Origin of the sequence: Pseudomonas sp. GM84, from assembly GCF_000282535.1 — a bacterium.
Lineage (GTDB): Bacteria > Pseudomonadota > Gammaproteobacteria > Pseudomonadales > Pseudomonadaceae > Aquipseudomonas.
In genome coordinates this window covers 1-18952 of sequence record NZ_AKJC01000087.1, presented here as the reverse complement: position 1 = coordinate 18952, position 18952 = coordinate 1, and the positions used below count along the sequence as shown (strand labels likewise).

The 18952-nt window shown below is 63.1% G+C and carries 17 protein-coding genes; 10 read left to right on the top strand and 7 right to left on the bottom strand.

Annotation, left to right across the window (positions count from 1 at the left end; translation table 11 throughout):
• The 4 genes from PMI38_RS06780 (at position 1) to PMI38_RS06765 (ending at position 5385) form a co-directional block, all read left to right on the top strand.
• Positions 1 to 855, top strand: a complete 855-nt coding sequence (locus PMI38_RS06780; RefSeq protein WP_008092073.1) for an endonuclease/exonuclease/phosphatase family protein — start codon at positions 1 to 3, stop codon at positions 853 to 855.
• A gap of 96 nt (positions 856 to 951) precedes the next feature.
• The gene (locus tag PMI38_RS06775) at positions 952 to 2853 is read left to right on the top strand and encodes a GGDEF domain-containing protein (RefSeq protein WP_008092071.1); all 1902 of its coding nucleotides are present in this window, start codon (positions 952 to 954) and stop codon (positions 2851 to 2853) included.
• 64 nt (positions 2854 to 2917) lie between these two features.
• Positions 2918 to 3694, top strand: a complete 777-nt coding sequence (locus PMI38_RS06770) for an N-acetylmuramoyl-L-alanine amidase (RefSeq protein WP_008092070.1) — start codon at positions 2918 to 2920, stop codon at positions 3692 to 3694.
• Between the two features lie 71 nt (positions 3695 to 3765).
• On the top strand, positions 3766 to 5385 hold the full coding sequence (locus PMI38_RS06765) for an EAL domain-containing protein (RefSeq protein WP_008092068.1): 1620 nt from the start codon (positions 3766 to 3768) through the stop codon (positions 5383 to 5385).
• Here PMI38_RS06765 and PMI38_RS06760 read toward each other — a convergent pair.
• Positions 5382 to 7160: a KinB sensor domain-containing domain gene (locus tag PMI38_RS06760; RefSeq protein WP_043273175.1), complete on the bottom strand. Its 1779-nt coding sequence runs from the start codon at positions 7158 to 7160 to the stop codon at positions 5382 to 5384. The genes PMI38_RS06765 and PMI38_RS06760 overlap by 4 nt on opposite strands.
• Positions 7157 to 8503 (bottom strand): sigma-54-dependent response regulator transcription factor AlgB, encoded by a 1347-nt coding sequence (gene algB / locus PMI38_RS06755; RefSeq protein ID WP_008092065.1) that lies wholly within the window; start codon positions 8501 to 8503, stop codon positions 7157 to 7159. Before algB ends, PMI38_RS06760 begins: the two co-directional genes overlap by 4 nt.
• A 210-nt stretch (positions 8504 to 8713) precedes the next feature.
• Between algB and PMI38_RS06750 the strand changes: the two genes are divergently transcribed.
• The 6 genes from PMI38_RS06750 to PMI38_RS06725 all read left to right on the top strand — a co-directional run bounded on the left by PMI38_RS06750 (position 8714) and on the right by PMI38_RS06725 (position 14181).
• Positions 8714 to 9535 carry a BON domain-containing protein gene (locus PMI38_RS06750; RefSeq protein WP_008092063.1) on the top strand — a complete coding sequence of 274 codons (822 nt, stop codon included), beginning with the start codon at positions 8714 to 8716 and terminating at the stop codon, positions 9533 to 9535.
• Positions 9536 to 9711: 176 nt separating this feature from the next.
• The gene (locus PMI38_RS06745) at positions 9712 to 9996 is read left to right on the top strand and encodes a hypothetical protein (protein ID WP_008092062.1); all 285 of its coding nucleotides are present in this window, start codon (positions 9712 to 9714) and stop codon (positions 9994 to 9996) included.
• 42 nt (positions 9997 to 10038) lie between these two features.
• Positions 10039 to 10200, top strand: coding sequence for a DUF1328 domain-containing protein (locus PMI38_RS26500; RefSeq protein WP_008092060.1), 162 nt, complete (start codon positions 10039 to 10041; stop codon positions 10198 to 10200).
• A gap of 2 nt (positions 10201 to 10202) precedes the next feature.
• Positions 10203 to 10673 (top strand): inhibitor of vertebrate lysozyme family protein, encoded by a 471-nt coding sequence (locus tag PMI38_RS06735; protein WP_008092058.1) that lies wholly within the window; start codon positions 10203 to 10205, stop codon positions 10671 to 10673.
• 735 nt (positions 10674 to 11408) lie between these two features.
• A complete protein-coding gene (gltP, locus tag PMI38_RS06730; protein WP_008092057.1) occupies positions 11409 to 12737 on the top strand; it encodes a glutamate/aspartate:proton symporter GltP in 1329 nt (442 codons plus the stop codon).
• A gap of 214 nt (positions 12738 to 12951) precedes the next feature.
• The gene (locus PMI38_RS06725) at positions 12952 to 14181 is read left to right on the top strand and encodes a nucleoside recognition domain-containing protein (protein ID WP_008092054.1); all 1230 of its coding nucleotides are present in this window, start codon (positions 12952 to 12954) and stop codon (positions 14179 to 14181) included.
• On the opposite strand, the gene PMI38_RS06720 is transcribed toward PMI38_RS06725, so the two are convergent.
• The 5 genes from PMI38_RS06720 to PMI38_RS06700 form a co-directional block, all read right to left on the bottom strand.
• Entirely contained in the window at positions 14163 to 14786 is a 624-nt protein-coding gene (locus PMI38_RS06720; RefSeq protein ID WP_008092053.1) for an ABC-type transport auxiliary lipoprotein family protein, read from the bottom strand. The two genes, PMI38_RS06725 and PMI38_RS06720, sit on opposite strands and share 19 nt — an antisense overlap.
• Positions 14783 to 15721: an MlaD family protein gene (locus PMI38_RS06715; protein WP_008092051.1), complete on the bottom strand. Its 939-nt coding sequence runs from the start codon at positions 15719 to 15721 to the stop codon at positions 14783 to 14785. Before PMI38_RS06715 ends, PMI38_RS06720 begins: the two co-directional genes overlap by 4 nt.
• 3 nt (positions 15722 to 15724) lie before the next feature.
• On the bottom strand, positions 15725 to 16516 hold the full coding sequence (locus PMI38_RS06710) for an ABC transporter ATP-binding protein (protein WP_008092049.1): 792 nt from the start codon (positions 16514 to 16516) through the stop codon (positions 15725 to 15727).
• Positions 16513 to 17646 carry an ABC transporter permease gene (locus tag PMI38_RS06705; protein ID WP_008092048.1) on the bottom strand — a complete coding sequence of 378 codons (1134 nt, stop codon included), beginning with the start codon at positions 17644 to 17646 and terminating at the stop codon, positions 16513 to 16515. The genes PMI38_RS06710 and PMI38_RS06705 overlap by 4 nt, the downstream gene beginning before the upstream one ends.
• A gap of 169 nt (positions 17647 to 17815) precedes the next feature.
• Positions 17816 to 18838 carry a DUF5924 family protein gene (locus tag PMI38_RS06700; RefSeq protein WP_008092046.1) on the bottom strand — a complete coding sequence of 341 codons (1023 nt, stop codon included), beginning with the start codon at positions 18836 to 18838 and terminating at the stop codon, positions 17816 to 17818.
• Positions 18839 to 18952: the final 114 nt, after the last annotated feature.

Genomic DNA, 18952 nt, shown 5'->3' with positions numbered 1-18952 from the left:
ATGCGCCGTTTCAGATCCGCGCGTGGCATTGGCCTGCACCAGCCGCAGGTCAACGAGCATCACCTGCAGGCTTCCGGCCTGCCCGAGGATGGTCGCCTGCGGCTGCTCAGTTTCAACATCCAGGTCGGCATCAGTACCGAGCGCTACCGCCATTACCTGACCCGCAGCTGGCAGCACCTGCTGCCGCACAACGGGCGGGCGGGCAACTTGCAGAAGATTGGCGACCTGCTCAACGACTTCGACCTGGTGGCCTTGCAGGAAGCCGATGGCGGCAGCCTGCGCTCGGGCTACGTCAACCAGGTGGAGCACCTCGCCCATCTGGGCGCCTTCCCCTACTGGTACCAGCAGCTCAACCGCAACCTCGGGCGCTTTGCCCAACACAGCAACGGCGTGCTCAGCCGTCTCAAGCCACAACTGCTCGAAGACCATCCCCTGCCCGGCCCATCGGGTCGCGGCGCGATCCTGGTGCGCTTCGGCGAAGGTGAGGATGCGCTGATCGTGGTCATGATGCACCTGGCGCTGGGCGCCAAGACCCGCGCCCGGCAGCTGGCCTACATTCGTGAGCTGATCGGCGGCTACCGCCATCAGATTCTCATGGGCGACATGAATACCCATGCCACCGACTTGCTCGACCATTCCCCCTTGCGCGACCTGGGCCTGATCGCCCCTCAGGTCGAAGCGACCTTCCCCAGTTGGCGCCCGCAGCGCTGCCTGGACCATATCCTGCTCAGCTCGAGCCTGACCCTGGAGCGGGTCGAGGTGCTGGCGCAGCCGATTTCCGACCACCTCCCGGTCGCCGTGGAGATCCGATTGCCTGATGCACTGACTGTGGATACGCTGCCGGTCTTGCGCTAGATCAGCTAACGCCTCTTGCACCCTCAAGTGTTCGAGGTACGCGCCGACAGCCTGTATTCACGTCCCACAGATGCATCACCCGTCGCGGATCCAGGCATGACCGAAGAAGCCGAGCGCTGGAAAGAAAAATACCTCAAAAGCATCGAACAGCAGGAAAAGCTCGAACGCCGCTGGGCCGCCCGGCTCGATTTGCTGCGTCGGGGCCTGGTGCGCAGCTCCCTCGCCGCCGAGGGCAGCGACAAGGTTGTCGACGAATGCATGAAGGAAATGCGCGAAGTCATCCGCACCGACAACATGGACGCCGGCCTTGCCGGTTTGATCCCGCGCCTGGAACAGGCCGTGCTGGACTCCGAGCAGCGCCGGGATACGCGCATGAGCCAGGTCAGCGATGCGCTGACTGCGCTGGTTACCCAGCTTCAAGGCCTGCCGCTGCCCGGTGATGTTTCCCGCCCGCTGAAGAAGCTGGCGAAGAAACTCGATGGTGGCGTCAGCCAGTCGCGCGAATTGCCGCCCTTGCTGGGTGAGCTCAGCGGGCTGCAGGGGCGCGCGCTGACATCGCTGAGCAAGCCGGATGAACACGCCAGGTCAGGGTTCCTGCAGCGGTTGTTCGGTAATCGTGACAGCGACCCTGAGACGAAGGACGCTTGCGAACCGGCGCCTCCGGTAGCCGATGCACAGGCCGACACACCGTCTCGGCCATTGCCTGATGGCCCCGTTCTGGTGGACTTGCCGCCACTCGATGCAGACGAGCTGCGCCCGCTTGTGTCGTCGCCGGAAACTGACCCAGGCCAGCCATCGCCTGAGGTGTCGGATGTCGAGCCCGTTGCTGGCGAATCTGCAGAATCGACAGCACCGTCTCAAGAGCGGATAGCCGAGACCGAAGATCTGGCGAGCCTTGAGCAAACCTTCGGCGAAGATGGCCCCTACTCGCTCCCGGACGCCGTCGAGCCGCCCTACAGCCAGGTTGCCGCGCACATCGAGCAGACGCTGCTCGGCCTGCTCGATGACCTCAGCCTGCCGGAGCGTCACAAGGCTCAGGCCCTGGCGATGCGCGAGCGCGTGGCGCGCGGGCTGAACTGGTACGAACTGATTCCGGTGCTCGATGACCTGGCCGTGCTCATGCTGGCCATCACCGACAGCGGCCAGCACGAATTCGAAACCTACCTGCAGCAGCTCAACGAGCGCCTGGAAAGTTTCCAGAGTCACTTGCACGAAGCCAGCGCCGGTCATGCCGACAACAGTACTGCCGCACGCGAACTGGACAGCCAGCTGCGCGAGCAGGTCGATGGCCTGCACAGCAGCGTGCAGGGGGCGGCCGATGTGGGCAGCCTCAAGCACATCCTGGAAAGCCGGCTGGAAGGCCTGCTGGCGACCATGGACGACCACCAGCAGGTACGTGCCCGCCGCGAACAGGAGCTGGCCGGACGCCTGCAGGGCCTGGCCGAACGGGTCGCGAGCATGGAGCAGGAGGCCCTTGGCTATCGCGAGCACTTGGAAGAGCAGCGCCAGAAGGCCCTGATCGACCCGCTGACCGGCCTGCCCAATCGCGCCGCCTGGAGCGAGCAGGTCGAGCGCGAGATGCTCGATTGGCAGGACAAGGGGGGACATCTGGCGATGGCGATTCTCGACCTGGATCACTTCAAGCGCATCAACGACAACTATGGGCACTTGGCTGGCGACAAGGTGTTGAAGATCGTCGCCGAGCAGTTGCGCAAGCGCCTACGGGCTCGCGATTTCATCGCCCGGTTCGGTGGCGAGGAATTCGTCGTCCTGCTGCCGCAGACCTCACCTGCAGCTGCAGCCCAGGTCACCGAGGTGCTGCGCGCCGCCATCGAGGCCTGCCCGTTCCATTTCAAAGGCGAACGCGTGGTCATCACCACCTCCATTGGCCTGAGCGCTTTCCGTTCCGGCGAGCGTGGCGACCAGGTACTCAAGCGCGCCGATGCGGCGCTGTACCGGGCCAAGGGCCAAGGCCGCAATCGGGTGGAACAAAGCTGAGCGGGTGGGCTGGGCGCGCATACGTTATGCTGATGCGTTACCGGCTCATCACCTGGCTTCCCCTATGAAAGCGCTGTTTTCTGCATTGCTGCTGATCGTCCTGGCAGGCTGCTCCACGGGCCTGCGCATCGACCGCAGCCATCCCTCGGCCAACCAGGACGACCGCATCCAGTTCGTCGTTCTGCATTACACGAATGCCTCGCTGGAGCGCTCACTGGAGTTGCTCACCCACGGTGAGGTCAGCGCCCATTACCTGATCGGCGACGGCCCGGCCACGGTCTATCAGCTGATCGACGAAAACCGTCGCGCCTGGCATGCCGGCGAAAGCCAGTGGCAGGGCCGGACCTGGCTGAACTCCAGCTCCATCGGTATCGAGATCGTCAATCCAGGATTCGATGACACCCCCAATGGCCGTGTGTGGTACCCCTACACCGAAGCGCAGATCCAGTCGCTGATCGCCTTGCTCAAGGACATCGTCAAACGCAACAACATCGAACCGCGGCACATCATCGGTCACAGTGACATTGCGCCGTTGCGCAAGCTTGACCCGGGGCCGCTGTTCCCCTGGAAGCGTCTGGCTGAAGCGGGGATTGGCATCTGGCCCGACGCCAACGCGGTGGCCCGGCAGCAGGCCTACTTCAACGTCAACCCGCCAACCATCGGCTGGTATCAGCAAGAACTGGCCCGCTTTGGCTACGCTATTGAACAGACAGGGCAGCTGGATGTGGCCACGCGCCATGTCATCGCCGCCTTCCAGATGCGCTTCCGTCCGCAGCGTTTCGATGGCACGCCCGATGCGCAGACGGCGGCGATGCTGCAGGTGCTCAACCGCATGCGGTAATTCCTCCGCCCAACGGCCAGGCTAATCCACGCTTCAGTTGCTATATCTTGTATATCAACCGGATGCTGCCCATGTCGGCCCTAATAACTGCACTGCGCCAATTTTTCTACCGACCCTGGATGCTGGCTGCCTTGGCAGCGGTAGCCAGCGCCGCAGTATTGCTGACTGCCAGCATCGGCATTGCCCTGCAGCAGATGAAGGAAAGCGAGAGCGCGCAGATGAACGCCCAGGGCGAGCGCTTTCTCGATCGCCTGGAGCAGGTGTTCGGCCAGCTGCGTGAGGGTGTCGATGAGCTGCAGGGGCAGCCGCTTCGAGGCTGCAGCCCGGCGATGTTGGCGTTGCTGCAACAGGTTGGGCTAGGTTCACGCTTCATCTACGAGGCGGCCTACGTCGACGTCAATGTCGCCTGTTCCAATCGCGGCGGCGCCAGGGCCTTCGTGCCCACACGGGCGCCGGATATCCAGGGCCCGACCTACAGCTACTGGCTCAACACCACCACCGAGCCCAACGAAAACCTCGCCGCGCTGATGCTCGCGCGGGGCAATTTCCTGGTTTCCACTTCGCGCGGGCACCTGACCGATGTGGTCGACCTGCCACCCGGCGGCAGCCTGTTGGTAGTGCTCGACAATGGCACGCGTGCTATTCCGGTGCTGGGCCCGCCGCAAGTCTGGCCGCCTGCCAACAGCTGGCCGCCACCCAGCGGCAATTCGCTGTTCGAACTGCATGACCGCCTGGTCTATCGCATGCCGACCAAATCACCGGACTACCAGCTCGTCCTGATCGCGCCCCGGGCCAGCCTGCCGCTGAGGATGAACGGCATGCTCTGGCTGTTGTTCCCCGGCAGCGTGCTGGCGGCCTGTTGCATCGGGTGGCTGGTGCTGCAACTGATCCTGCAGCGTCGCTCGATGAGCTCGGAGCTGCAAAATGCGCTGCGTCGCGGCGAGTTGCAGGTGCTCTACCAACCCATCATCGAACTCGACAGCCGGCGGTGTGTGGGGGCCGAAGCGCTGGTGCGCTGGCGGCGACCTGATGGCACGCTGACCAGCCCGGACTTGTTCATTCCGCTGGCCGAGAACACCGGCCAGATCCGCCAGATCACCGATTTTGTCCTGCAGCGCGTGCTGGAACAGCTGGGGCAGTTATTGCGTTCGCACCGCAACCTGTACATTTCGGTGAACCTCGCCGCCTGCGATGTGATGGCGCCGCGCATCGGCCGGGTGGCGGCGCGGTTGTTGGCGCTGCACCGGGTCGCGGCCAGCCAGATCGCCTTCGAGGTGACCGAGCGCGGGCTGATCGATGTGGTCGTGGCCCGTGACAACCTGCAAGCACTGCGTGCTGTAGGCCATCAGGTACTGATCGATGATTTCGGCACCGGCTACTGCAGCCTGGCCTACCTGCAGACCTTGCCGGTCGACTGCCTGAAGATCGACAAGGCGTTCATCGATGCCTTGGGGCACGATGCGGCCAGCAGTGGCGTGGCACCGCACATTATCCGCATGGCCCATGACCTCCATCTGCGGGTGATCGCCGAAGGTATCGAATGCGAGGCGCAGGCGGTGCTGCTCAACAGCGAAGGGGTCAACTACGGCCAAGGCTGGTTGTTTGCCCACCCGTTGAATGCACGGCAGTTCGCCGAGCTGGTGACCCGCGGCCGGCAAGTCAGGCGGCAGCGAATCGATGATGAGCCTTAGACGGGCAGCGCCATGTAGAACTGCGTGCCCTGCCCTGGTCGCGAAAATACCCCCATGCGCCCGCCATGCAGCTGGACGATTTCCTTGCACAACGCCAACCCCAGCCCTGCCCCGCCTTTCTTGCGCCCGACCTGCACGAACGGCTCGAAGATCCGCCCCTGCTGGCCATAGGCAATGCCTTCGCCGTTGTCTTCGACGCTGATGATCACCCGCTCCGCATGCCGCCGCGCATGCAGGCGAATGCGCCCGCCGCTGGCGGTGTGGCGGATGGCGTTGTGCAGCAGGTTGTCGAGCACGCGGTCGAGTTGGGCGATGTCGGCTTGTATGCGAGGCAGCGGCGTATCCAGCTCCTTGAGCAGCTCGATCTGCTTGGCTGAGGCCGGTTCGCTGAAGCGTGACTGGGCACGTTCGAGCAACGCATCGATGGCGCAAGGTGCGAGGTCGAGCTTCTGCAGCCCGCTTTGATAACGCGAGAAGTTGAGCAGGTCGTTGATCAACTGGGTCAGGCGCTGCATTTCTTCGCCGATGGTTTCCAGCAAGTCGCTCTCGCGCGCTTCAGGTGGGAACTTGATGCGCTCGCGAAGCAAGCCAAAGGCCATGTGCATGCCGGTGACCGGGGTGCGCAGCTCATGCGAGGCGCGCAGCACGAACTCGCTGCGCACACGCTCGAAGGCGCGTTGTTCGGTGACGTCATGCAACACCATCACGGCCCCCAGAATCGGCCCTTGCGGATGGCTGACGGGGGTCAGGCTGTACGTCAGCAGACGTGACTCTTCATCGACCTCGATGCTCAGGTCGTCAGGTGGGCGATCCAGGCTGCCACCGCGCAACACCTGGCGCAGCTGTTGCTCCAGTTCCGGTCGCTGCAGGGCTTCGGCCAGGCCGCTGCCGACGCGGCTGTCACTCCAGCCCAGCTGGCGCTGGGCAACCGGGTTGAGGTGTTCGAGGCGGCCTTGGCGGTCGATGATCAGCAAACCGTCGTCGATGCTGTCGAGCACCGCCTGCAGGCGCTGTTGGCCGGCCAACAGCTCATCGACATTGGTGGCCTGGTGCTTGCGCAGGGCATCGGCCATCAAGCCGAAACGACGCGTCAGTTGGTTGAGCTCGATGGCCTGGGTCACCGGCAAGGTAACGTCGAAGTTGCCTTGGCCAAGCTGGTCGGCCGCCTTGGCCAAGGCTTCGATCGGTTGGCCAAAGCGACGGGCGATGTTGTGCGCGGTGATGAAGCCCAGGATCACCACCACCAAACCCATCAGGCCGAGCACGCCACTGACCAGCAAGGCGCGGTCGCGCGTGCGTTCTTCACTGCGGGTGATCTGTTCGAGGGCTTGCTTGTGGGAATCGATCAGGTCGGTGCGAACCTGATTGAACGCGGCGCCCAGTGGCTGCTCGACACCCATGCTGCGTGCCGGTGTCGGGCTGTCGCGGTAAGCCTGGAGGAAGGCCTGGTAGTTGCTGTTGGCCTTGCTGAAGCCGGTGCGCTCTCCGCCTTGTTCGAGCCCCTGATGCAGCAGGCTCTGAAAGCTCTCCTGCAATGTCTGGAGGTTTTCCGGGGCGGTATCCTCATCGAGAATCAGCGTCAGTTGTTCGCCCAGGTTCTGCCGCAACTTGAGGCCTGTTTCCAGGGCTTGGGTGGTATCGCGCACCGACTGCTGCTGCACCGTGGCCATCTGTAACACACTGACAAGGCCCAGCATCAAGCCCAGCAGGGCAACGGTGACCAGCGCTGAGATACTGAGGAAAAGCCGCGTGCGCAGCTTCATGGGCCATCTCATAAGTTGTACTGCTTGCGTTTGCGATACAGCGTCGAGGCATCGATGCCCAACGTCTTGGCAGCCTGGTCGAGCGTGTCGCTGGTCGCCAGCACCGCACCGATGTGGGCGCGCTCCAGCTCATCCAGGCTCAGTGCCGCGCCCACTCGGGGGGCATTGCTGGCAGGTTGCTCGCCCATGCCCAGGTGGCTGATCTCCACGCGCTCCTGCGGGCAGATGATGCTGGCGCGCTCGATTACGTTGCGCAGTTCGCGGATGTTGCCGGGCCAGCGGTAGTTGAGCAGCGCCGCGCGGGCCTCGTCGCTGAAACCGCGGGCCGGGCGTGAGTACTCTTTGACGAAGCGTGCCAGGAAGCGGTCGGCCAGGGTCAGGATGTCCTCGCTGCGCTCGCGCAGCGGCGGCAGGTGCAGGGTGATGACGTTCAGGCGGTACAGCAGGTCTTCGCGGAAACGGCTTTCGCGCACCATTTCTTCAAGGTTCAGGTTGGTCGCGGCGAGGATGCGCACATCGGCGCGGCGGGTCACCGGATCGCCGACGCGCTCGTACTCTTTATCCTGAATGAACCTCAGCAGCTTGGGCTGCAAGGTCAGTGGGAAATCGCCGATTTCGTCGAGAAACAGCGTGCCGCCGTCAGCCTGACTGACGCGCCCAAGGGTGCTCTCGCTGGCACCGGTAAAGGCGCCACGGGTGTGGCCGAACAGCTCGCTCTCCATCAATTCGGCATTCAGCGATGGACAGTTGATGGTCACGCAGGCCTTGCGCGCCCGTTTGCTCCAGCCATGAATGGCCCGGGCCAGCTCGCCCTTGCCGGTGCCCGATTCGCCAAGGATGAGGATGTTGGCGTCGGTGGTGGCCACCTGCCGTGCAGTTTCCAGCACCGCCATCATGGCCGGGCTGTGCGAGTCGAGGCCGTCCTTGGGTTTGCGTACTTCGCCTTCCAGCGCTTCCAGGCGTGCCGACAACTGGCGAACTTCCAGTTGCTTGGCGGTGGCCAGGCGCAATTGGTCGGGGCTGCAGGGTTTGACCAGGTAATCGGCGGCCCCCGCCTGAATGGCATCGACCGCGGTATCGATCGCTGAGTGCGCGGTCACGATCACCACGCGCATCCAGGGTGCCTGGATACGCATCTGCGCCAGTACATCCAGGCCGTTGTCCTCACCCAGACGCAGGTCGAGGAAACATAGGTCGAACACCTGGCGCTGCAACAAGGCTTCGGCCTGAGCGGCACTGTTGGCGGTGGACACGCTGTAGCCTTCGTCTTCCAGGCAATAGCGGAAGGTGCGCAGGATAGCGGACTCATCGTCCACCAGCAGAATGCGGCCTTGGTTGTCCTGGGCTGATTCCATTTTCCTGCGCTCCTTAGGATAGCTCTTCAATTAGTGTGGGAAAAATCGGGCAAGTTGCATGGTCAATTCTGAAGGATTCTGTCCTTTGCATGCTAGCCAATGGCCAAATAGCGGCCCTGATCACTGATATATCGATGATTTCCTTAGAGCTACGCGCTGGCACATTGGTTGCGACGATTTACGGATTTTGCCCATAAAAGGAGTGCAGTCATGCCCTTTTCCATCCGAATGGCCGCGCTGACGGTCAGCCTCCTCTCCATTTGCACCTCGGCCATGGCCGACCCGATCCAGGACGCTCGCCTGCAGGGCTCGTTGCAAACGGCGCTTTCGCTCAACCAGATGCTCAATCCGTTTCGAATAGATGTCGAGGTCGAAGGGCCGCAGGCGCGCCTTTCGGGTGAAGTGGAAAACGAGGTCGAGCGCCAGTTGGCCGAACAGGTGGCCCTGGCTACCCGAGGCATCCAGCAGGTCGACAACCAACTGCGGGTCAATGCCGCACTGGTCGAGCGCCCACTCGAACTGCGTGCCTATGCCCAGCGCCTGACGGATGAAACCCTGGCCGCGGTGATCCGCGCTCGGCTGCTGTGGAGCCGTATCACGGAAAAGGCCGCCATCGAAGTGCAAAGCAGCGATGGCGTGGTGACCTTGCGCGGCAAGGTCGACAGTACCGAGGCCAAGGAGTTGGCTGGGGTGGTGGCGCGGAGCACCGATGGGGTGCACCTGGTGAACAACCTGGTCAGCCTGGATACCGTGGCCATGGCCAAGGCGCGGGAAACCCCGGTCGATGCGCCCACAGGGCCACAACCCAGTGACAGCTGGGTGATCGACAAGATCCAGAACAGCTTCCGCTTCAGCCGCAATCTGGACGGCCTGAATATAAAGGTGGCCAGTGAAGAAGGCATGGTGCGGCTGTCAGGCGAGGTGCTCAGCAGTGAGCAGAAAACCATCGCAGTAGAGATTGCCCGGCAGATCATCGGGGTGCGTGGCGTGGATGCTGACCTGCTGAAAGTGGCCACCAAGGTCGAGGGCTGAATCGTGCAATTCGCACGACGACAAAGGTGCCATCGTGCAGGATACGTCCTCAAGGGTGATATGGGATTCGGTTAAGTTATTGATTCATAAGGATTTTATTTGAATTAAATGGCTGGCATGCAGGCTGCAATTACCTCTTCAGGTTTGAATAGAAAAATTACAGCAGGAGAACCGGCATGAACCGCCAATCCGTCAACCGCTCGCAAAATGTCGCACTCCCCCTGCGCCAAATCCTGTTACTCGGGATGGCGATGCTGCTGACGCTGGCTGCCGGTCTCTTCTACTACAGCTGGCAGACCGCCCGACTGGCCGATCAGGTCGCGGCGCAAACCGCGTTGCTGACGCACATTCAGGCAACGCGTGCCAACACCTTGGTGAAGGCAGCCCAACCGCTGCCAGCAGCCAATACCTCGCCGGCCACCGTGGCAAATGTCGTGCCCCAGGAACGCTGGGTGTTCTGACGGTCAGGCTGGATCGATCTCAAAAAAGAAAGGAGAAGCATCATGCTTAGCTGGGCTATCACTTTCCTCATCATCGCCATCATCGCCGCCGTACTTGGCTTCGGTGGTATCGCTGGCGCCGCTACGGGTATCGCGAAGATCCTGTTCATTGTCTTCCTGGTCCTGTTCGTAGCCTCCTTCTTCTTTGGACGTGGTCGAGGTTGACGATGGGCAGGAAGCTTTGCACGACGTTGGCTGCCGCCCTGGTATTGACGGGTAGCGCGGGAGCCATGGCGGCCAATGACGGCCAGGTCCGAGTCGATCAGCTGCTCGGCTCGGACCCTGAGTACCAGGAAACCTGGCAGGACGCACTCAAAGGCGAGGAACGCCTGCCCGACTGGGTGATCAACCTCACGGGCAGCGCCGAGCAACAAATGTCGGCGGTGACTGAAGATGGCGACAAGTACCTGGTCGGTCCACTGTGCGAATCCCAGGAAAACTGCACCTACAAACGCCTGATCGTGGCGTTCAGTTGGGACAAGGACGATGCCTACGGGATGCTCGTTGAAGTACCCGAGGGCTTGCCCAGTGACAAGTCGCCCACCCGCCACGCGCAGTACCGTTGGCTGGGTAAACCGGACGAAGGCATGAAGACGATGTTGCAGGAGCAACTCAAGCGCGATCCGAAGTGGTATTGAGCGTCACCGACGAGCGGTCGCGCGCTGTCATGTAATAGAAGCGGAACCTTTCTATCTTTCACGCTTCTATGATGCGCCGCCCCGAGGAGGGGCGACACATGACCAAGGGGCCGGGCTGTTCTGATTGTTGCAGGATCGGAGTGGCCTAGGGGTACAGGGAGTGCCTCCAGGATTGGGCCGGGTCAGGAAAAGGCAGAATCGGAAGCTTCAGGCCAGGCGTGTTTCACGCCATGGCAATCAGGCCTGGCTTCCGAGGCGCCATCTCTTTTTCGTGTCTACTTTTCGCTTTTTGCTGTCAGGACACATTTTGTCTTGACCGTACATCAACTTTTTTTCGAACGTGCGTTCAGTTAAGCAAGTGCCATTTTGGCCATTCGGATTGTCGAACAAGCCATCTCCAACCCCTTTCCTACCCTGCCAAATCTGCCTAAAAATGGCGGTTTGGTCTTGTTCGGGATTCCGAACGTTATAAATCAATGACTTGCAAACGCCTCATTTTGACGCAGATCAGTATGCGTAATCGGTATGGGGTATACGCTTCCGGCATTAGATTTCATCCTTTCCCATCGCAATAGTTGCCGCCTTTTCGCTGGCCCGAGCGCCCTGTCGCTCGCTCGCGGTGTCCTTACATGAGGTCTCCGGACGGAAGCTGTATGCTGCCCGTGACGTTGCCAACGGCTCTGTTACGCGCTTTTCCGGTCGGTGCCCGTGACCACTAGAACAAAGGGTAAAGACATGAAGAAGGCAAAACTGAGCCTCGCCTGGCAGATCGTCATCGGTCTGGTCCTGGGCGTTGCAATCGGCGCGCTGCTGAACCACTTCAGTGCGGAAAAGGCATGGTGGATCAGCAACGTTCTCCAGCCCGCCGGTGACATCTTCATTCGCCTGATCAAGATGATCGTCGTCCCGATCGTGATTTCGTCGCTGATCGTGGGCATCGCCGGGGTTGGCGACGCGAAGAAACTGGGCAGCATCGGTCTGAAGACCATCGTTTATTTCGAGGTGGTGACCACCATCGCCATCGTTGTCGGCCTGGTGATGGCCAACCTGTTCCACCCGGGCGCCGGCATCGACATGAGCACCCTGGGGACCGTCGACATCTCCAAGTACCAGGCCACTGCGGCCGAAGTGCAGCATGAGCATGCCTTCATCGAGACGTTGCTCAACCTGATCCCGTCGAACATCTTCGCAGCGCTGATGCGTGGCGAAATGCTGCCGATCATCTTCTTCTCGGTATTGTTCGGCCTCGGTCTGTCGAGCCTGCAGGCCGACCTGCGCGAACCGCTGGTGCGTACCTTCCAGGGCGTGTCGGAGACCATGTTCAAGGTCACCCACATGATCATGAACTACGCCCCGATCGGCGTTTTCGCCCTGATCGCCGTGACCGTCGCCAACTTCGGCTTCAGCTCGCTGCTGCCGCTGGCCAAGCTGGTGCTGCTGGTGTACTTCGCCATCGCCTTCTTCGCCTTCATGGTGCTGGGCCTGGTGGCTCGCCTGTTCGGCTTCTCGGTGATCAAGATCATGCGCATCATGAAAGATGAGCTGATCCTCGCCTACTCCACCTCCAGCTCCGAGACCGTGCTGCCGCGCGTGATCGAGAAGATGGAGAAGTACGGTGCGCCGAAGTCGATCTGCTCGTTCGTGGTACCGACCGGCTACTCGTTCAACCTCGACGGTTCGACCCTGTACCAGAGCATCGCGGCGATCTTCATCGCCCAGCTGTACGGCATCGACCTGTCCTGGAGCCAGCAGCTGCTGCTGGTGCTGACCTTGATGGTCACCTCCAAAGGTATCGCCGGTGTACCGGGCGTATCGTTCGTGGTCCTGCTGGCGACCCTGGGCAGCGTAGGCATCCCGCTGGAAGGCCTGGCCTTCATCGCCGGTGTCGACCGCATCATGGACATGGCGCGTACCGCCCTGAACGTGATCGGCAACGCCCTGGCCGCGCTGGTGATCGCACGTTGGGAAGGCATGTACGACGCTGCCAAGGGCGAGCAGTACTATGCCTCGCTGATGGCGGGCAAGCAGGAAGCGGCTGTGGTTGGCGAGCACGCCAAGCGCTGAAACTGATCTGTTGAACAAGAAACCCCGACCTGTCGGGGTTTTTTGTTGTCTGTAAGGGCCTGTTCGCGGGACAAGCCCGCTCCCACAGGATCTCCGTCTGCCTCAAGAGGTGCGCCGAACCTTTGTGGGAGCGGGCTTGTCCCGCGAATCGAGGGCGCAGCCCTCGCCTGCAATCTCCGTTATCATTCAGGCATTTTTCAGGGGGAACACACGGATGCTCAACGGCCTTTGGCTCGGCTTTTTCCTGGTGGCGGCCGTCTGCGCCCTGACCCAATGGCTGGTGGGTGGCAACGCCGATATCTTCGCCGCGATGGTCGAGAGCATCTTCGCCATGGCCAAGCTGTCGGTGGAGGTCATGATCCTGCTGTTCGGCACCCTGACCCTGTGGCTGGGCTTTCTCAAGATTGCCGAAAAAGCCGGCATCGTCGAATGGCTGGCCAAGGTGCTGGGCCCGTTGTTCGCCCGGCTGATGCCCGAGGTGCCGCCCGGCCACCCTGCCCTGGGGTTGATCACCATGAACTTCGCGGCCAATGGCCTGGGCCTGGACAACGCCGCCACGCCGATCGGCCTGAAGGCCATGCGCGCCCTGCAGGAGCTCAACCCCAGCAGCACCACGGCAAGCAATGCGCAAATCCTGTTCCTGGTGCTCAACGCCTCGTCCCTGACCTTGCTGCCGGTGACCATCTTCATGTACCGGGCGCAGCAAGGCGCCACCGACCCCACGCTGGTGTTCCTGCCCATCCTGTTGGCCACCAGCGTGTCGACCCTGGTCGGCCTGCTGTCGGTGGCGGTCATGCAGCGCTTGCGCCTGTGGGACCCGGTGGTGCTCGCCTACATGATTCCGGGGGCGCTGCTGCTGGGCGGTTTCATGGCGTTCCTCGGCACCCTGTCGGCAGCCGCATTGGCCAGCCTGTCGTCGATCCTCGGCAACCTCACCCTGTTTGGCGTGATCATCCTGTTCCTGGTGATTGGCGCGCTGAGGGGGGTGAAGGTGTATGAAGCCTTCGTCGAAGGGGCCAAGGAAGGGTTCGACGTGGCCAAGAGCCTGCTGCCCTACCTGGTGGCGATGCTGGTGGCAGTCGGCGTACTGCGGGCCTCCGGGGCCCTGGAGCTGGCGTTGGACGGTATTCGCCACGCCGTGAACTGGCTGGGCATGGACACACGTTTCGTCGAGGGCCTGCCGACGGCCTTGGTCAAGCCGTTCTCCGGCAGTGCCGCGCGCGCGATGTTGATCGAGACCATGCAGACCCACGGCGTGGACAGCTTCCCGGCGCTGGTGGCCGCGACCATCCAGGGCAGTACCGAAACCACCTTCTACGTACTGGCCGTCTACTTCGGCGCGGTAGGTATCCAGCGTGTGCGCCACGCTGTCGGCTGCGCCTTGCTGGCCGAGCTGTCCGGGGTGATTGCGGCCATCTGCATCTGCTACTGGTTCTTCGCCTGAGCCTGGGTGCCCTGGGCAACGGTCCAGTTGATTACCTGCCCGGCTAGCTGGTCGCTGGCCGCGCCAAAGCCTGCGACCACTGCAGCGACCTGCTGGTCGGCCAGCGGCTGATGCACCTCGAAGCGCTTGCTGGCGAGAATGCGCTGGCTGCGCCCCTGCACCAGGCGCGCGTCATAACGGATCACCACCTCCAGCGTGCCGCCTGCGCGGTACTCGCTCTGGAACGCCTGCAATTCACCCACCAGCTCGTAGTCGGCCTGCAGGTTGCTGTCGTCGGCGCTCAGGCGCTGTACACGGCCGTCACGCTGAAAACCGTCGAGCAGGCGGTTACGTACCAGCAACGGCGTTGGATCGCTCCAGCGCGCGCCCTTGTAGCTGCTGACCACGTCGCCCTGGGGAATCACGGCGATGCGCGGGCCGGCCAGCACCTCGCTGGCCAGCGGTTTGTTCAGGCGCAGTGACCAGTCCACCGGCGTGGCCTGGCGGCTGGCCTGGTTGACTGGCAGCCGGTAGAGGTCCACAGGCTCGCCCTTGGGCAGGATCGAGCAGGCGGTGACCAGGCTCAGTGCAGCCGTCAGGGCCAGCAGGCGCAGCGACGGATTCATGGTTGGAACTCCTTGGTGTTGTCGCGGCCAAGCAGGTAGCCGCTCGGGTCAGCCTCCAGGCGCCGGGAGATGCCCTTGAGCGAGTTGAGGGTCTCGCGCAGCTCGCGGATGGCCGGGGCCAGCTGGTTGAGCCCTTGCGCACCGTCGTCGATCGACTGGCGGTTGTCCTGCAGCAAGCTGTTGATGGTTTCGGTACTTTGCGCCAACGACTGCATGGCCTGTTCGGCGCTGTCGATAGCCTGCTTGCCCTGGGTACCGAGCAGGCCGTTGGCGTTGCGCATCAATGCCTGGGTCTCGGCCAGGGTGGCATTGGCCTGTTTGCCGACCTGCGCCAGTTGTTCGATGGCAACGCCGATACCGCCCTTCTCGTTGGCGAAGGCATCGGTGGTCTGCTCAAGGTTGGCCAGCGTGTTGCTCAGGCGCTCGATGTTTTTTTCCGAAAACATCGCGTTGGCGTTGTGCAGCAGCAGGTTGATGTTGGTCACCAGGTCGCTGCTGTCATTGAGCAGTCGCGAGATCGGCGATGGCGAGGCGACGATCACCGGCAGCTTGCCACTCTTGCTCTTGAGCTCCGGGCTTTGCGGGGTACCGCCGCTGAGCTGGATGAACGAGTTGCCGGTGACGCCAGCCAGGGTCAGCTTGGCCTGCGTGTCTTCCTTGACGGGGGTGTCGCCACTCAGGCGCACCCGGGCGAGCACTCGGCGCGGGTCCTTGGGGTCCAGGCGCAGGCTGGTCACGTCGCCGACCTTGATGCCGTTGTATTGCACCGGGCTGCCACGGGACAGGCCCGAGACGGCCTCGTTGAAGATCACCTCATAGTCCTTGAACGCGTCGTCGACGCTGGACTTGGTCAGCCACAGACCGAACAGCATGGCACCGACGACCACCACGACGGTGACCAGGCCAATGAGAACGTGATGAGCTCGGGTTTCCATCGTTCAGCGCTCCTGCCCGGCGCTGGCGGCGGCGTGTTCGGCCGCTCGCCCGCGAGGGCCGTGAAAGTATTCGTGAATCCACGGGTCGTTGGTTTGCTCGACCTCGGCCAGGGGGCCGGCGACCAGCACTTTTTTCTGCGACAGCACGGCGACGCGGTCGGTGATCGTGTAGAGGGTGTCCAGGTCGTGGGTAATCAGGAACACGCTCAGGCCCAAGGCATCGCGCAAGGTCAGGATCAACTGGTCGAAGGCGGCGGCACCGATGGGGTCGAGGCCGGCGGTGGGTTCGTCGAGGAACAGGATATCCGGGTCCAGGGCCAGCGCCCGGGCCAGGGCTGCGCGCTTGATCATGCCGCCGGACAGTGACGACGGGTACTTGTCGGCGGCCGACAGCGGCAAACCTGCCAGGGCCAGCTTGACCCCGGCCAGGTGCTCGGCATCGTCGCGCGACAGGCCGGCATGCTCGATCAATGGCAGGGCCACGTTCTCGGTGACGGTCAGGGAGGAAAACAGCGCGCCTTTCTGGAACAGCACGCCGAAGCGCCGCTCGACCTGCGAGCGCTGTTCGTCGCGCAAGCTGGCGAGGTCCTCGCCGAACACCTTGATCAGCCCTTCGTTCGGCCGCCGCAGGCCGATGATGCTGCGCAGCAGTACCGACTTGCCGCTGCCCGAACCACCCACCACGGCGAGGATCTCGCCACGGTAGAGGTCCAGGTCGAGCTGTTCGTGCACGCTCTGGCTGCCGAAGCGGTTGCAGATACCGCGCGCTTCGATCACTGCTTCCCGGCCGCTCACCAGCCCATCTCCATGCAGAACAGCGCGGCCACGGCATCCAGCACGATGACCACAAAGATCGATTGCACCACGGCGGAGGTGGTGTGGGCGCCCACCGACTCGGCGCTGCCGCTGACCTTGAAGCCTTCCAGGCAACCGATGGCGGCGATCAGGAAGGCGAAGAACGGCGCCTTGGCCAGGCCCACGAGGAAGTGCTGCACGCCGATGTCGCTCTGCAGCAGCGAGAGGAACATCGCCGGCGAAATGTCCAGGGTCAGGGCGCAGACCACCGCGCCGCCAACGATGCCGCAGATCATCGCGACGAAGGTCAGCAGTGGCAGTGATATCAGCAGTGCCAGCACCCGCGGCACCACCAGCAGCTCCATGGGGTTCAGGCCAAGGGTGCGGATGGCGTCGATTTCTTCGTTGGCCTTCATCGAGCCGATCTGCGCGGTGAAGGCACTGGCGGTGCGGCCGGCCATGAGGATGGCGGTCAGCAGCACGGCGAATTCGCGCAGGAACGAAAACGCCACCAGGTCGACGGTGAAAATGGTCGCGCCGAACGCGGCCAGCACCGTGGCGCCGAGGAAGGCCACCACCGCGCCCACCAGAAAGGTCAGCAAGGCAACGATGGGGGCGGCGTCCAGGCCGGTCTGCTCGATGTGCGCGACCACCGGCGTGACGCGCCAGCGGTGGGGCTGGAACAGCCGGCGCACCAGGGTTTCCAGGATCAGGCCGACGAAGCCGAGCAACTGCAGGGAATCCTGCCAGAGCGTGTCGACCGCACTGCCGATGCGCTCCAGCAGCAGAAGCAGCACATTGCGCTCGGGTGCCTTGACCGGGATGCAGTAGTCCTGCACCGAGCAGTAGACCGTCTTGAGCAGGGCGCGGCTGGCTTCGGGCAGGTCTTCGGTACAGTGCGACAGGCGCTCGGCGCCCAGCAGCTCGGCCAAGAGCGAGGCGCCGGCAGTGTCCAGGTTGCCCAGTTGGCTGAGGTCGGCGATGGCGTCGCTGGTGGCTTGCGCGCGCAGCTGCTCGCTGTCGCGCCTGAGGCTGGCGTAGTGGGCCAGGGTCCAGTCACCGGCGATACGCAGGCAGGCTGGCTGGCAGGTGGTGTCCAGGGTGGCGCTGGGGGTGGTCATAGGCTCCATGCATCTGACTGCGCGCGGGGGGCGTAGAGGCTGATCATAGCGCAGCGAGTCTGTCTTGGCCCCATCGCCGGCAAGCCGGCTCCCACAGGTATCTCACTGCCCTTGAGAACTGTGGTGTACCTGTAGGAGCCGGCTTGCCGGCGATGGGCTGCAAAGCAGCCCCTCTCGCTCACTTCGCCGCTGCGTCGTCGATTACCTCGAACCGCAGCACCCCGATCACCTGACCATCCTCGGTCAGCACTCGCACCTGCCACTTGCCGACCGGGTTGGGCGGGAAGTTCTGCTTGTGGGTCCAGGCCCTATAACCTTCCTTGCGCCCGCCATGAATATCCAGGGCAATGCGGTCGACCTCCTGGCCGTCCTTCTGCCACACGTGATAGATGCGTTCGTTGAGCCCCCGCGGTGCGTTGATGGCGGTATAGGCATACAAGCCGCTGCTGCGGATCCGGCTGGCGGCAATTTCATCCAGCGATTTGCCCGGCTGGCGATTCAACACTTCGGTACTCACCGCCACCTCGGTCATCCACAAGGTGGCGGGTGGCACCCAGGAGCGCAGCAGCCAGCCACCGCCACCGACCGCCAGGGTCACCAGCACCAGCGCCACGCCCCGGCGCCAGGTATTGACCGGGAAGCTGCTGACCAGGCTCGGGAACGACAGCGCCATTGCCGCGATCAACGCCAGCTTGAAGCTTTGCGCAGTGGTCAGGTGCAGGATGATCGGCAGCGCGGTCAGCAGTGCCGCGAACAGCGTCAGGGTATGAAACGCCAGGAACAGCCAGCGCCGTGGGGCCAGCCACTTGTAGTACAGCGGGTCGACGATCGAGATCAGCCCGGCGGCGCCGAGCAGGCCGGTGAACACCAGCTGGCTACTGTTCCAGGTGGTGGTGATGAAGAAGAACGGCAGGACGAAGAACAGGCTTTCCTGGTGGATCATCTGCGTCGCGTAGCGCAGCAGCGGCTGCGGGATTTCGCGCTTGAAGGTGCGGGCGAACAGGCCGGTCAGGGTGTTCTCCAGCATCAGCCAGATCCAGCTGACCAGCATCAGGATGGCGACCCAGCTGGCCAGGCCGGCCTGGCGGTCGACCAGGATGAAGCTGCCGATACCGGAGAGGAAGCCGCCGAGCGCGATGATGCCGGGGTAGCGTTTGAGCAGTTCGATGATGCGCTGGACTAGATGGGGGATTGGGGGCATTGGGGCTGCAACGATTGTATGAAGTGGCTGCCCGCCCTATCGCCGGCAAGCCGGCTCCCACAGGTACCCCACAGAACTTGAGGACGGTGGGGAACCCGTGGGAGCCGGCTTTCC